Source organism: Thermoanaerobaculia bacterium (assembly GCA_018057705.1).
In the GTDB taxonomy this organism is placed as follows: Bacteria; Acidobacteriota; Thermoanaerobaculia; order Multivoradales; family JAGPDF01; genus JAGPDF01.
The window spans coordinates 166,248-179,502 of sequence record JAGPDF010000001.1; the positions used below are offsets into that span (position 1 = coordinate 166,248).

The following is a 13,255-nucleotide window of genomic DNA, read 5'->3' on the forward strand; positions in this document are numbered from 1 at the left end:
TCAGGATCGCCCGCTTTGTCCAATCCAGCCCCTCCCCCGGCTCCAACCCGCCCCCCTGCCGACGGGCTCGAAACCCCTCGCTGCCTGCTCTGCGGCGCCCCCCCGCCGCCGACGCCGGGCTACGCCTTCGCACCCTACGGCGTGGTGCGCTGCCCGGCCTGCGGCCTCTGGTACCTCTCCCCACGCCTGAACGAGGCGGCGATGGTCGCGGCCTATCGTGAGGCCTCGTATTTCGAAGGCGGCGCCGGCCCGGGCTATTCAAGCTACCTCGCCCAGGAGCCGACGCTGCGCCGCACCTTCCGGCGTCTGCTCCGCTCGATGCAACGACTCGGAATGACCCGTGCCACCGGCGGACCGGACACAGGGTCCAGGGGCGGACGCCTGCTCGAGATCGGCTGCGCCTACGGCTTCTTTCTCGATGAAGCAAGGCCCTACTTCGCCTATCGTGCCGGAACGGAGTACTCCGAGGCCGGCGCCGAGTTGGCGCGCCAATGCGCCGACGCCGTCCATGTCGGCGGCCTCGCCGCCCTTCCGGGAGTCGGTTCCGGCGAGGCCGGTGAACGCTTCGACACCATCGTGCTGATCCACACGATCGAACATGTCTACGATCCGGCAGCGCTCCTCGAGGGGCTGATGGAGCACCTGGCGCCGGGCGGCTGGATCGTCCTCGCAACGCCGGACATGGGCGGTTTCTGGCGGCCGCTGCTCGGCCGTTTCTGGCCCTTCTTCAAGACTCCCGAGCATGTCGCCTTCTACACTGCGAAGAGCCTCGCGGCGCTTCTGCGCCGGGCGGGCTGCAGCGCAGTGAAGCGCTTGCCCTACCTGAGCTACTTTCCGCTCTCTCTGGTCGGTGAGAAGCTCACACCCGGGGGTGATGGCAAGGGGCGGGAGGAGAGGGCAACGGAGGCTGGCGCGAGCGCCTGGTCCCGATTCGCCGTCTGGGTCCCCGCCACGACGGTGGCCGCAGCCGGACGCAAGCCCGTGGACTGAGCACGCCGGCACGTTCGTTCGCCGGACGCCGCCGGCGATGGCGATAGGATTCACTCCGTGGCCCAAGAACGCGAACACCTGCAGTTCCTCTCGATGTTCTACTTCGCCGTCGGAGCCCTGGCGGCCATGACCTCGATCATTCCCGCGCTCGGCCTGTTCATCGCAGCGTCGGTTCGCGAACCCGGCGAACCGCTGCCCTTCGTCCTGGCCGAACGGCTGGGCCTCCCGGCTTCCGCCACGCTCACCGGCGTGCTGCTCGCAGCCGGGTTGGCCCTCTTCGTTCTGATGGCCCGCGCCGGCTTCCTCCTGGCCCGCTGCCGGAGCTATCGCTTCTGCCTCGCGGTCGCCTGGGCGGCCTGCATTTTCGTGCCCATCGGCACGGTGCTCGGCGCCATCACCATTCCGATCCTGCTGCGCCCCGCGACCCAGCGCCTGTTCGCCACCGCCGGGCCCAGCCACTGAACGAAGCGCCCCTCGCGCCCCGGCGCATCAGTCCGGGGGGTCGGAGGGCTTCGGCCGGCGGCTGAAGACGCGCTTGAGCCAGCCAGAGACACCGCCCGCCTTGCGCTCCTGCTCGACCTCGGCGCGCACCTGCGGGTCGATCGGCAGACTGTTCCGTCCGCCGTGCAGATGGCAGACGATCTGCGGCACACGGTTGGCGGGGAACGCCTCCGACAACACCTCCGGACAGCGTTCGGTCGCGAGCTCGCCGGAAACCGGGTCGATGAGCACGACGCGGATCCCTTGAGGCGCCGCGAAGCGTCCGTACCCTCCGGCCGGACGCACCGTGATCATGAACTTCGTCCACATCGGCAGCGCCGCCTTCGAACCGGAGAAGGGCGTCGGCGAGTCGTCATCGAAGCCGACCCAGACGACCGTGGCGCGCTCGGGCGTGTAGCCGACGAACCAGTTGTCGCGCCGGCTGTTCGACGTTCCGGTCTTGCCGGCGACCGGGTCGGCCAGGCCCAGCGTACGCATCGACCGCGCCGTGCCGTAGTCCACCACGCCCTGCAACAGGGTCGTCACCAGAAAGGCGGTCTGCGGCGAGAGCACCGCCTTGCCCGCGCCCGCTCCGGGTCCTCCCGACGCCGGGAGCGGCGAACCGCCGGCGTCGAGGACTCCATCGAGCATCCGCGCTGTCGGGAGCACGCCGCGGTTGGCGAAGGTTGCGTAAGCGGTCACGAGGTCGACGGGCGCGACCTCGAACGATCCGATGGCGATCGACGGCACCGGCCGGAGGTTCGCCTTCAGTCCGAGCCCCTTCGCGGTCGCCACAATTTCGGGCAGCCCGGTGGCAATCGCCAGGCGGATCGTCGGCAGGTTGTAGCTCTGCTCGACCGCGGTCCGTGCCGTCACCCAGCCGTGAAACTGATCGTCGTCGTTCATCGGAGTCCAGCTCTTGCCACCCGACTCGAGCGTGAGTGGCGCGTCCTCGAGCAGCGTCGCCGGGGTGGCGACGCCGCGCTCGAAGGCAGTGGCATAGACCAGCGGCTTGAAGGCGCTCCCCGCCTGCCGCTGCGCGGATCCGGCGCGGTCGAACTGACTCTCGCGAAAGTCCCGTCCGCCGACCCAGGCGCGGATGGCGCCCGTCGCCGGCTCGAGCGACACCAGCGCCGCCTGCAGCGGCTCCTTCTTGAGACGCACCCGCTCGCTCTTCTCCGCGAGCTCCTCAAGGCCCTCCCGAACGGCGCTCTCGGCGCTCTCCTGATCGCCCAGATCGAGCGTCGAGAGCAGCACGTAACCGGCATCGGCGAGATCGCCGGTGCCGAACCTCCGCTCGGCCTCGGCCGCGGCGGCGTCGACGAAGTAGGGGGCACGCCGCCGCGACAGCGCCGCCACCGGCGTCGGCAGCGGCTCCCGCTTCGCCGCCTCGGCGGCCGCACGATCCGCCCAGTCGAGGGCGACGAGTCGGTCGAGGATGAAGTCGCGGCGCGCGCGCGCCGCCGGCGCGTCGTCGACCGGATGGTAGGAACCGGGTGCCCGGATCATCGCCGCGAGCAGCGCGCTCTCGGCGAGCGACAGCTCGCGCGGCTCCTTGCCGCAGTAGGCCGCCGCAGCGGCGCCGACGCCAATCAGGTTGGCGGAGCCGCTGCGCCCCCAGAAGATCTGGTTCAGGTAGGCCTCGAGGATCTGCTCTTTCGAGTAACGCCACTCGAGCATCACGGCGAGCAGCGCCTCCCGGAGCTTGCGGCTCATGGTGCGCTCGGAGGTGAGATAGATGTTCTTGACCAGCTGCTGAGTCACCGTCGAACCGCCCTGCACGACGCCATTGCCGCGCAGGTTCACCCACACGGCGCGCAGGATTCCGGTGAAGGAGATGCCGGGGTGTTCGAAGAACGAGGCGTCCTCGGCGGCCAGCACGGCGCGCACCGTTTCGGGAGCGATCTCGGCCAGGGGTGCCGGGCGGCGCTCGAGCAGCGCATCGCCGTAGTAGCTGGCGATGAGCGGTGGGTCGAGCCACGCCTCGCGGACCGGGCGCTCGGCGCGCTTCAGCCCGATCACCTTGTCGCCGTCGAAGTCGACCACCAGGAGGTCCCCGCCGCGATCCGCGGTGGTGGAGGGAAAGCTCCTGCGGTAGACCGCGACCTGCTGCGCGCCGGCACGGAATCGCCCGGGTTCGAGCTCCCCTTCCACCGCCGGCACGTAGTGCAGGTCGGTCAGCCGCTCGCTCAGCGCTTCAGGGGTCAGGCGCGCGCCGGGGAAGACCCGGTACGACCGGGCGTAGAGGCGCGACGGCTCGACCGTGGGCATGGTCGCGAAGTCGCCGGACAGCTGCCAGTAGGGCCAGATGTACCAGAGAGCGCTCGCCAGCAGCAGGAGCCCCGCGCCGGCGAACAGCTTGGCGAGCAGCCAGTCCCGGCGTCGCAGCACCAGCGTCATCGTCCGGCCGAGCGAGCGCTTCGAGCCTCTCTTCGTCACCCCGGGATTGTACCCGGCGGGGCGGTCGGGCGGGCGAGCGCGGGCTGGCGCCGAGCCGCGCCGCGCCAGCCGTTCGCCCCGGCAGAGCGAACTCCGGCGCAGGCGCGTACAATCGCGCTCGATGGCCGGTGACCGGCTGGACGGACTCTTCTCCAATCTCTTCCGCGATTTAGCGATCGCCTGGCGGGCCCTGTCCGCTTACCCCGCCGGCCACCCCGCGGCGGTGAACGGACTGGAGAAGGCCTGTTTCGCCATCGGCGTCGTGCTCGCCGAGACCGGGACGCTGGAGCTCGCGGCGACGCGCGACTCCCTGCTCTGGCAAGAGCGGCAGTTCGTCTCGCCCACCGCGGCGCAGCTGGCCAGGCTCCTGCGGCGCCGGCGCGCGGCGGGTGTCGTCCTCGAACCGGGAGTGACGCGCGACGAGCTCGACCGGTTCCTGCGCGCGCTCGCGCTCGACGCCAAGAGCGCCCGCGATGCCGGCTCGCTCGCCGCAGAGCTCACCGCCGCGGGCCTTTCGCATCTGCGCGTCCACGATCTCGATTTTTCGGCGGTCGGGCTGGTCGAGTCCGACGACGAGATGACGGCGCCCGAGGCCGGCGCGCTCGCCAACCGCCTGATCCGCAAACTCCTCGCCAGCGGCGGCCTGCCGCCAGCCGCGCTCGCCGCCTGGATCACCTCGGGCAAGAGCGCCGCCGAGCTGATGCAGTTGCTGCTCGAAAGCGGAGGCACCGATCCGGCGCTCGTCGGCTGGGGTCCGGAGGCCTTCGCGGCGACGTTGCGCCTGGCGATCGAGGACTTCTGCGAGGCGCCCGACGCCGACCGCGCCTCCGCCATCGCCGCTCTTCACCATCGGTTGCGCCCGGTCGATCGTGAGCGGTGGATCGTCGAGCTCGTTTCGGGAGTCGCCCGCCGCGCGGCGACGGCGGAGGCGGCCCAATCCACCTTGTCGGAGATCGAGGCCGCACTGCCGCCGGAAGCGGCGAACGAGCTGCGCCTCGCCGCAGTCCGGGCGGCGGCGTCCGACGTCTCGCCCGGACGTCCGAACCCGAGCGCTACGGGTGACCTCGCCTCCGCCACGGCACCCGCGCCGCGGATCTCCGCGCAGCAGCTCGCGCGGCTGAAACTCGTCTTCGCCGCCGAGGACCTCGATGCGGTGCACGACAAGGCACCCTCGATGGAGGGGCTCGAGGAGCTGCTCGCGCTCCCCGAGGAGGTCCGCCCGGCTTCCACTGCGGCGGCGCTCGCGCCGGCGGCCGCCGAGGTCGCCCGCGACCTCGGCGACGCCGCCACGGAGCGCGCCGCGGCGCTCGCGCTCCTCGAGCTCGCCGAGCGCTTCGAAGTCGGAGCCGAGGAGCTGCCGGCGATCCTCGCGCGGCTCGAGGCGAGCTATCGCCGACTGCTCTCCGCCGGCCGGCTGCGCCAGGCACTCGTCGTCGTGGATCGCGTCCAGCAGAGCGCCGCCGGTGTCGACCCACGCCCCACCGCATTCCGCCGTCTGGCGGAGCGGCTGTCGGGACGCGAGTCGTTGCAGGCGCTCGTCGGTGCGCTGCCGGAGATGCAGGAGGAGACTCTCGCGCTGGTGCCCGAGCTGCTCCACCAGCTCGGCCCGACCGCCGTGCGCCACCTGCTCGGCGTCCTCGCGGAGACCGACAACCGGCGCCTGCGCCATCTGCTTCTCGACCTTCTGGCCCGGCTCGGACCGGCGGTCGTGCGGGATGCCACGGCACTGCTCGCGGATGGCCGGTGGTACGTCGTGCGCAACATGCTGCTGCTGCTGCGGCGAGTCGGCGACCCCGGCTCGGTGCCGGCGGTGCGCAAGTGCGCGGACCACCCCGACCTGCGTGTCCGCCTCGAGGCGATTCGCAACCTCTTCGCATTCGATCCCGAAGTGCCGCGGGAACTGCTGCGCCGCGCGCTCACCCACGCCGACCCGCGCCAGGCGGAAGCGGCGATGGAGCTCGCCGGAGAGCACGGCATCGTCGAGGCGGTCGAGCCGATCGTCGCCTATCTTCAGGCGCGCGATCTCTTTGGCCGGCGCAGCAGCGTGCGAATCAAAGCCATTCGCGCGCTTGCCGCGATCGGTGACCCGGCGGCCCTCGGCGGACTCGACCGTTTCCGGGCACGCTTCCAGCTCTTCCCTCCCGCTCTCGAGGAGCGCCGCGAGCTCTATCGCACCCTCGGCGCCTACCCGCCCGAGGCGCGGCGCGAGTGGGTCGAGCTCGGACGCCGCTCGCGCGACGCCGAGATCCGAAGGCTTGCCGGCGAGCTCGCCCGGCAGACGGAGAGCGCGCCATGAATCCACCGGCAGACTCCGGCCGTCCGCAGCTCACGGAGCGTCTGGTCGTCGACCTCGGCGCCGCGTTCCAGCAGCGCGCGGTCTACGCCGCCGGCCATCCGCAGGTGCAACGGGCGGTCCGCCGCGCGCTCGACTCCTTCGCCGCCTGGTGCCGTCACGAGGAGGCTACGGAGGTCTCCCTGCTCACTCTCGAGGGGCAGTTGCTCGTCGATCGACAGGCGATTCCCGAGGACAGCCCCTGGGCGCGCGGTCTGTTGCAGACCTTTCGCCGCTACGAGATCGGCGGTCTGACGCTACTCGCCGGTCTCGACGACCCCGAACTGGGGACGTTCTTCGAGAGCTGCCAGTCGGCGCAGGGGGCGTCGGCAACGGCCCACATCCTCGTCGGCCGGGCCGGACTGACAGCCGGCGACGCGACGGCGAGGGCCGTCACCGTCGGCACTGCAGGGCGCTCGGCGCCGCAGTGGCTCACCGCCGAGCAGATGGCGGAGGCCCGCGCCGAGCTCGTCGAGGCCGCGGCCGGCCGCGTTTCCCGCGTCGACCGGTTGCGCGCCCTCGTGGCGCGGCTCGCCCGCAGCGCGGAGAGCGGAGCGCTCGAGCCGCTGGAAATCACTCCCGCCGACTCCGACGACCGCGCCTTCCTGCACGGTCTCGCCGTCGCCCTCGCCACCCTTCGTCTGGGCCGGGCGCTCGGTCTCGCCGGCGAAGCTCTGGACGAGCTCGGGTTCGCGGGCTTCGTGCACGACATCGGATTCCTCGAACCGGCGCCCGACAGCGAGAGCCCGGCCGAACGGCGCGAACGTCATCCGATCCGCGGCGCCGCGCGCCTCGCCGCGCTCGAAGGGCTCCCCGATCTCGCCGTGCTGGTCGCCTACGAGCACCACCTGCGCTTCGACCGCTTGCCGAACTACCCGCCGACTCCGACGGCGCGGGCGCCGCTCGCCGCAGCCCGGGTGGTCGCGGTCGCCGACACCTGGGTGACGCTGCGCTCGCGCGGCGAGTTGCCCGCTGGCGAGGCGATCGCCCTGCTACACAGCCGCGCCGGGACTTTCCTCGATCCGGCGCTGGTCGAGCTCTTCGCGGCGCTCCTCGAGCCCCCGGCGGGCTGAAGGCGCTTGGCCCGCGCCCCCGACGTGCGACGGCCGGCGGGGAGCGTCTCAGACGGCGAAGCCGACGGTCGGAAGGAAGCGCGGCGCCTGGCGCGCCCGGCTCGCCTGTTCGAAGCCGTGGGCGAAGCGGATCAGTTTCGCCTCGCTCCACGCCGTGCCCATGAAGGACAGTCCCCAGGGGAGGCCCTGGACATGGCCGGCGGGCACGGTGATGTGCGGGTAGCCTGCGACCGCGCACGGCGAGGTGGCCGCGCCGCCGAAGTGATCGCCGTTCAACCAGTCGGTGAGATAGGCCGGACCCATGGTCGGGCAGACCAGGGCGTCGAGCCTCTGCCCGGTGAGCGCGGCGTCGATCCCTTCGCCGCGCGACAAACGCAGATTCGTCGCGAGCGCCCGCGAGTAAGCATCTTCGGTGAGCGGCCCCTTGGTCTCCGCCAGTTCGAAGATCTCCTGTCCGAACCAGGGCATCTCTTCCTTCGCATGCCGGCGGTTCCAGTCGATAAGCCCGGCGAGCGTGCGCGGCGCCCCGGCGTCTCCGGCGTCCCTGGCCGCGGGGAGGCCCGCGAGGTAGGCGTTGAGCCCGTGCTTGAACTCGTAGAGCATGACCTCGTACTCGGTCGCGTCGTACTCCCCAGCGTGCGGGATCTCGACCGGGTCGACGAGTACGGCGCCGAGCTCGCGCAGCAGGGTGAGTCGCGCCTCCATCTGGCGGTCGATCTCCGGATGCCAGCCGAAGAACTTGCGCACCACCCCGAGGCGCGCGCCGGCCAGGCCGTTGGCGTCGAGCGCCCGGGTGAAGTCGCCCGCTTTGCCGGCCGACGCCGCGGTTGCAGGATCGAGGAGATCCGTGCCGGCCATGACGGAGAGCAGGATCGCCGCGTCGGCGACGCTGCGGCACATCGGCCCGGCGGTGTCCTGCGTCGAGGAGATCGGAATGATGCCGCCGCGCGAGACCAGACCGACGGTCGGCTTGAGGCCGACCAGGCCGCACATCGAAGCCGGACAGAGGATCGAGCCGTCGGTCTCGGTGCCGATGCCTCCCGCGGCCAGGTTCGCGGAAACGCCGGCGCCGGTGCCGCTCGACGACCCGCACGGATTGCGGTCGAGGGCGTAGGGGTTGCGCACCTGCCCACCGCGGCCGCTCCAGCCCGAAGTCGAGCGCGTCGAACGGAAGTTCGCCCATTCGGAGAGGTTCGTCTTGCCGAGCACCACCGCCCCGGCGGCGCGCAGCCGGCCGACGAGAAAGGCGTCCTTCGCGGCCATCGATCCGGCAAGTGCGCGGGAGCCGGCCGTCGTCTCCATCCGGTCGCCGGTGTCGATGTTGTCCTTGAGGATCACCGGAATGCCGTGCAGCGGACCGCGCACCTTTCCGGCCGCCCGCTCGCGGTCGAGCGCCTCGGCGATCTCCAGCGCCTGCGGGTTGGTCTCGGCGATCGCATTCGTCCCGTGCCCCCCGGCCCAGGAGCGGTCCACCTCGGCGATGCGTCCGACGTAAAGCTCGACCAGCCGCCGCGAGCTCCAGCGACCGGAGGCGAGCCCGGCGGCGAGGTCGCGGATGGAGAGCTCCTCGAGCTCGAACGGCTTCGGGGTGGCTGGGCCCGGAGCCTGCGAGTCCGGCACTTGCGCGTCCGGCACTTGAGCATCCGACGCCGCGCTCTGGGCGAGCGCCGCGTCGCCCATCGCGGCAGTCGCGAGCACGGCGCCCCCGACAGTCCCCAGCAGCTCTCGACGATTGAGTCCTCGGCCCTGCGGATCGGCGGGTTTCACGCGAACTCTCCTTGCCCGGCGCGACTCTCGAATCGGTGAAGGGTGAGGCCCTACTCTAAGCCGAAAGCTCGTCCAGGGTCGCCGTGAGGAGCTGCCAGAACCGGCCGACCGAAGGGATCAGGACGCGTTCGTCGGGCGAATGTGGAAACTCGATCTGCGGACCGAACGAGCTCATGTCCATGCCGGGGAACTTCTCCCCGATGAGCCCGCACTCGAGTCCGGCATGGATCGCCTGGATCGCCGCCTCCTTGCCGAACGTCGCGACATGCACCCGCTTGAGCGTCGCGAGGAGCGCCGAGCTCATGTCCGGCTTCCAGCCCGGGTAGCCCTCGCTCTGCGTCGCCTCGCCGCCGGCGAGCTCGGCATAGGCCGCGATCCGCTGCTGGGTGGCGCGCAGGCAGGACGTCACCGAGCTGCGGTTGCTCTGATGGACACGCAGGGTCACGCCGTCGGTGCGCACCTTGGCGAGGTTGGTGCTCGTCTCGACCAGGCCGGGGAGATCGCGGCTCATCGCGAGGACGCCGTGAGGGAGGGCGACCAGGAGCGCGAGCACACGCCGGGTCGTCGCATCCGACCAGACCTCGGCGGGGACCTCGCTGGCGGCGACCGCCGCGACCTCGACGCGCACCCCCTCCTCGACACCGGCGAGCTCACTGGCGATCGTCGCGACTTGCGCCGCGAGGGCGCTCTCGAAGCGCTCCAGCTCGGCGTTGGCGACGCGCACCATCGCGGTGGCCTCGCGCGGGATCGCGTTGTGCATGTTGCCGCCTTCGATCCGCACGACCTCGAACTGGAACTCGCGCCAGAGCACCTGGAGGGAGCGTGCCAGAAGGGCGATCGCATTGCCGCGCTGGAGGTGGATGTCGACCCCGGAATGGCCGCCCTTGAAGCCGGTGAGACGGACCGAGAGGGCCGTCAGAAGCTCGGCGCCGAACATCGTCTCGAGAGGCATCGCAAGGTCGGTCCCGGCGCCGCCGGCGCAGCCGACGTAGATCGCGAACTCCTCCTCGGTGTCGAGGTTGAGCAAGCGCCGGGAGGCGAGGCTCCGGGGGTCGAGCCCGGCCGCGCCGGTCAGGCCGGTCTCTTCGTCGATGGTGAACAGCAGCTCGAGCGGCCCGTGAACGATCTGCGGCGACTCCATGAGCGCCAGCATCGCCGCAACGCCGATCCCGTTGTCCGCCCCGAGCGTGGTGCCGGTGGCGTAGAGGTAGTCGCCCTCCTGCCGCGGCCGAATCGCATCCACGGCGAAGTCGAACTCCACATCCGAGTTCTTCTCGCAGACCATGTCGAGGTGCGACTGCAAGGCGAGCGGCGCCGCGCCCTCCCGACCGGGCGTCGCCGGCAGCTGGACGACGACGTTGCCGGCGGCGTCCGTGGCGGCGGCGAGGTTCTGCGCCGCGGCCACGGCGCGCACGTACTGCCGCATCCCCTCTTCGTTCTTCGAGCCACGTGGGATGGCGAGGATGTGATCGAAATGCCGCCAGAGAGCCGTCGGTTCGAGCGCGCTGACAAAGGTCGCGGAGAAATTGTCGGAGGTGGTCATGACTCTATTGTAGGGAAAAACCGTGACAGTTACCCTTTTTCAGCTCACCGCACCTGCGCGCCAAGTGAAGCGTTGAGGCGCTGAAAAAGGGGTAACTGTCACGGTTTTTCCCGATAGGCTTCGCCGACGCTCAACCTACTGGAGATCCCATGGCCACGAATGCCCCGACCGAGCAGAACTTCGCCAACCACACCCAGCAGCTGCCGCCGCTCTATACGGCCGCCGCGCTCGTGCTGGCCGTGAACCTCCTCTGGACGCTCTGGATCCTCGTGCGCTTTCCGTCGTTCGCGAGCGCGCTCGCCGTCCTGACCGCAGCGGCGCTCATCGTCGTCGGCCTCTACGCCCGCACCAACGCGCTGGTCGTCCAGAACCGGGTGATCCGGCTCGAGGAGCGCCTGCGCCTCGCCAGCCTCCTGCCCGCCGACCTCGCGGCGCGGATCGGCGAGCTCTCGACGGGCCAGCTCATCGCCCTGCGCTTCTCGAGCGACGCCGAGGTCGCCGAGCTCACCCGCGAGGTCCTCGCCGGCGACATCCAGGACAAGAAGGTGATCAAGGGCAAGATCCGGAGCTGGCGCGCCGACTTCCTGCGCGTCTGAGGCGGCTCCGGCTAGAAAGCGGTCGGTGGCGGCAGCGCCTTCGGCCAGAGGAGCCAGAGGCGGCCAGGCTGTTTCATGCGGCCGGCGATCGCTTCGGCCTCGGCACCGGCCCCCCAGAAAAGGTCGCCGCGCACCGGCCCCTTGATGGCGCCGCCGCGATCCTGCGGCACCATCAGGCGACGCAGCGGCGACTCTTCGAGCCGGCCCAGCTCGGGCAGCGCCGGCAGCGTCGAATCGAGCCAGAGCGGCAGGCCGTACGGCAGGAACCGACTGTCGATCGCGAGGGATCGCCCCGGCGTCAGCTCGACCCCGGCGGCGCCGACCGGCGCACCGGGCAGAACGCGGAAGAAGACGTAGGAGCGGTTGGCGCGCATGACTTCGTCGGCCTCCGCAGGATGGGTCCGCAGCCAGTGGCGAATCGTCTGCAGCGAGACCGCTTCGCGCGTGAGCTCGCCGCGCTCGATCAGGACCTTGCCGATCGCGGTGTAGTCGTGGCCATTCTGCCCGGCGTAGCCGATGCGAACGATCGAGCCGTCCGGCAGGACGACCCGACCCGACCCCTGAATCTGCAGGAAGAAGAGCGCTACCGGATCTTCCACCCAGAGCATCTCGAGGCCGCGGCCCGAGAGCGCGCCGCTCTCGATCTCGGCGCGGTCCCAGTAGGGGCGGAAGGTGCCGCCGCGCATCATGCCGGTGATCTTCCGGCCGGCGAGATCGCCCTTGAAATCGCCCAGATCGACGACCAGCTGGTCGCGCGGCGCGAGATAGACCGGATGGACGAACGGCGCCTTCTTCTTGCGCGCCCCGGCGATCTCGGGCTCGTAGTAGCCGGTGAACAGACCCTCACGGTCGCCGCGGTTGGTGATCTGCCAGGGAGAGAACTTCTGTTCCAGGAAGCGGCGCACGGCCGCGTCGTCTCCGGGCGGCAGCGCGGCCGCGTCGCGGCAGAGCGCCCGCCAGAGATCGGACGCTCCGGCGAGGACGGTTCCGAGGTTACCGCCCGAGCCCTCTTTGGGCCTCCCGATGCACGATCCGAGGAGCGCCGGGAGCGCCTCGGACACGCGGTCCGTCTGAAAGCCCTCGAGGTCGGCGAACGAGGCCGCCGAGACGACCAGCCGGTCCTCGGGCGGAGCAACAGGGACGGTGACGGGGACCGCTCCGCGCACAGCGATGGCGGCCGGCGACTCCCGCAGCTGCGCGAGAGCCCAGTAGGCGACGGCGCAAGCCGCAACGGCGAGGCCGGCGGTGGCGAGTGCGAGCCGGCGCCAGAAGGCGACGGCGCGCAACCGCGGCTGCGACGGCGGATCGAAACGCACCCCCGGCCGCGGGGGCTCGCCGGAAGGCACCTGCGACGGCAACTAGAGCTTGAACACCATCAACGTCATGTCGTGCTGGTTGCCGTCCGGATCGGTGCCGTAGCCGGGCACCTCGTACGAACGGAAGCCGAGCTCGGCCAGCACGCGGATGGCGTCCTCTTCGAGGTCGGTGATCAGCATGCAGTTGAGGTGCTTCAGCCCCAGCCCGCGCGCCGTATCGATGAAGTGGTTGATGAGCAGCGAACCCAGCCCGACGCCGCGGAACTCGGGATCGATCGTCCACTTGACGCGGCCGGCGAGACGCAGCGGGCCGTGCTCCCGCCGGTGCAGCGTCGCATCGGCGACGATCCGCTTGCCGTCCAGGGCGAGAATCGGCATCACCTTTTCGTAGTCGAGCTCCACGCCCCAGCGCTCGACGACGGCGCGGTCATCGATGCGGTGCCACGCGAATCGCCGATTGGCCTCGGGCAGATGCTGAAAGAACTCGTACAGCGCGCCGACATCGCGCTTGGCGAACGGGCGCAGCATGACGCGTCGGCCGTCGCGAAGCACGGCCTCCTGCGGGAAACGATGCGGCATGAATCCTCCTCCTAAGAGACAGCCTGGGGCGGCGGCTGGCGGCACGGGTCAGCGACCGGAGCCACCGGAGCCACCGGAGCATCGAGAGCCTACCAAAGGAAAGCGGGCCCGGTCTTCGGGGGCGATTCGGGGGGTGGGGG

10 protein-coding genes are annotated in these 13,255 nt (G+C 71.0%); 5 read left to right on the forward strand and 5 right to left on the reverse strand.

The genetic code is table 11. The features are described 5' to 3' along the window. The first annotated feature begins 15 nt into the window (after positions 1–15). On the forward strand, positions 16–990 hold the full coding sequence (locus KBI44_00665; protein ID MBP9142967.1) for a class I SAM-dependent methyltransferase: 975 nt from the start codon (positions 16–18) through the stop codon (positions 988–990). A gap of 57 nt (positions 991–1,047) precedes the next feature. Further along, on the forward strand, positions 1,048–1,452 hold the full coding sequence (locus KBI44_00670) for a hypothetical protein (protein MBP9142968.1): 405 nt from the start codon (positions 1,048–1,050) through the stop codon (positions 1,450–1,452). Between the two features lie 27 nt (positions 1,453–1,479). Here the strand turns inward: KBI44_00670 and KBI44_00675 are convergent, their stop codons facing one another. Continuing rightward, positions 1,480–3,909, reverse strand: coding sequence for a PBP1A family penicillin-binding protein (locus KBI44_00675; GenBank protein ID MBP9142969.1), 2,430 nt, complete (start codon positions 3,907–3,909; stop codon positions 1,480–1,482). A gap of 121 nt (positions 3,910–4,030) precedes the next feature. Between KBI44_00675 and KBI44_00680 the strand changes: the two genes are divergently transcribed. Next, positions 4,031–6,205 carry a HEAT repeat domain-containing protein gene (locus KBI44_00680; protein MBP9142970.1) on the forward strand — a complete coding sequence of 725 codons (2,175 nt, stop codon included), beginning with the start codon at positions 4,031–4,033 and terminating at the stop codon, positions 6,203–6,205. Continuing rightward, the gene (locus KBI44_00685; GenBank protein ID MBP9142971.1) at positions 6,202–7,314 is read left to right on the forward strand and encodes an HD domain-containing protein; all 1,113 of its coding nucleotides are present in this window, start codon (positions 6,202–6,204) and stop codon (positions 7,312–7,314) included. Before KBI44_00680 ends, KBI44_00685 begins: the two co-directional genes overlap by 4 nt. A gap of 48 nt (positions 7,315–7,362) precedes the next feature. On the opposite strand, the gene KBI44_00690 is transcribed toward KBI44_00685, so the two are convergent. After that, positions 7,363–8,994 carry an amidase gene (locus tag KBI44_00690; GenBank protein MBP9142972.1) on the reverse strand — a complete coding sequence of 544 codons (1,632 nt, stop codon included), beginning with the start codon at positions 8,992–8,994 and terminating at the stop codon, positions 7,363–7,365. 142 nt (positions 8,995–9,136) lie between these two features. Beyond that, positions 9,137–10,624 carry an aminoacyl-histidine dipeptidase gene (locus KBI44_00695; protein MBP9142973.1) on the reverse strand — a complete coding sequence of 496 codons (1,488 nt, stop codon included), beginning with the start codon at positions 10,622–10,624 and terminating at the stop codon, positions 9,137–9,139. A gap of 149 nt (positions 10,625–10,773) precedes the next feature. On the opposite strand from KBI44_00695, the gene KBI44_00700 reads away from it, so the two are divergent. Continuing rightward, complete coding sequence (locus tag KBI44_00700) at positions 10,774–11,220, forward strand: hypothetical protein (GenBank protein MBP9142974.1); 447 nt, start codon at positions 10,774–10,776, stop codon at positions 11,218–11,220. An 11-nt stretch (positions 11,221–11,231) separates the two neighbouring features. Here KBI44_00700 and KBI44_00705 read toward each other — a convergent pair whose 3' ends face one another. Beyond that, complete coding sequence (locus KBI44_00705; GenBank protein ID MBP9142975.1) at positions 11,232–12,506, reverse strand: murein transglycosylase A; 1,275 nt, start codon at positions 12,504–12,506, stop codon at positions 11,232–11,234. Between the two features lie 72 nt (positions 12,507–12,578). Then, positions 12,579–13,115 carry a GNAT family N-acetyltransferase gene (locus KBI44_00710; GenBank protein ID MBP9142976.1) on the reverse strand — a complete coding sequence of 179 codons (537 nt, stop codon included), beginning with the start codon at positions 13,113–13,115 and terminating at the stop codon, positions 12,579–12,581. Positions 13,116–13,255: the final 140 nt, after the last annotated feature.

Excerpts from the sequence above, each read along its gene's own strand:
- KBI44_00680 (MBP9142970.1), top strand. The coding sequence starts at position 4,031 with ATGGCCGGTGACCGGCTGGACGGACTCTTCTCCAATCTCTTCCGCGAT.
- KBI44_00685 (MBP9142971.1), top strand. The coding sequence starts at position 6,202 with ATGAATCCACCGGCAGACTCCGGCCGTCCGCAGCTCACGGAGCGTCTG.
- KBI44_00690 (MBP9142972.1), bottom strand. The coding sequence starts at position 8,994 with ATGGGCGACGCGGCGCTCGCCCAGAGCGCGGCGTCGGATGCTCAAGTG.
- KBI44_00695 (MBP9142973.1), bottom strand. The coding sequence starts at position 10,624 with ATGACCACCTCCGACAATTTCTCCGCGACCTTTGTCAGCGCGCTCGAA.
- KBI44_00700 (MBP9142974.1), top strand. The coding sequence starts at position 10,774 with ATGGCCACGAATGCCCCGACCGAGCAGAACTTCGCCAACCACACCCAG.
- KBI44_00710 (MBP9142976.1), bottom strand. The coding sequence starts at position 13,115 with ATGCCGCATCGTTTCCCGCAGGAGGCCGTGCTTCGCGACGGCCGACGC.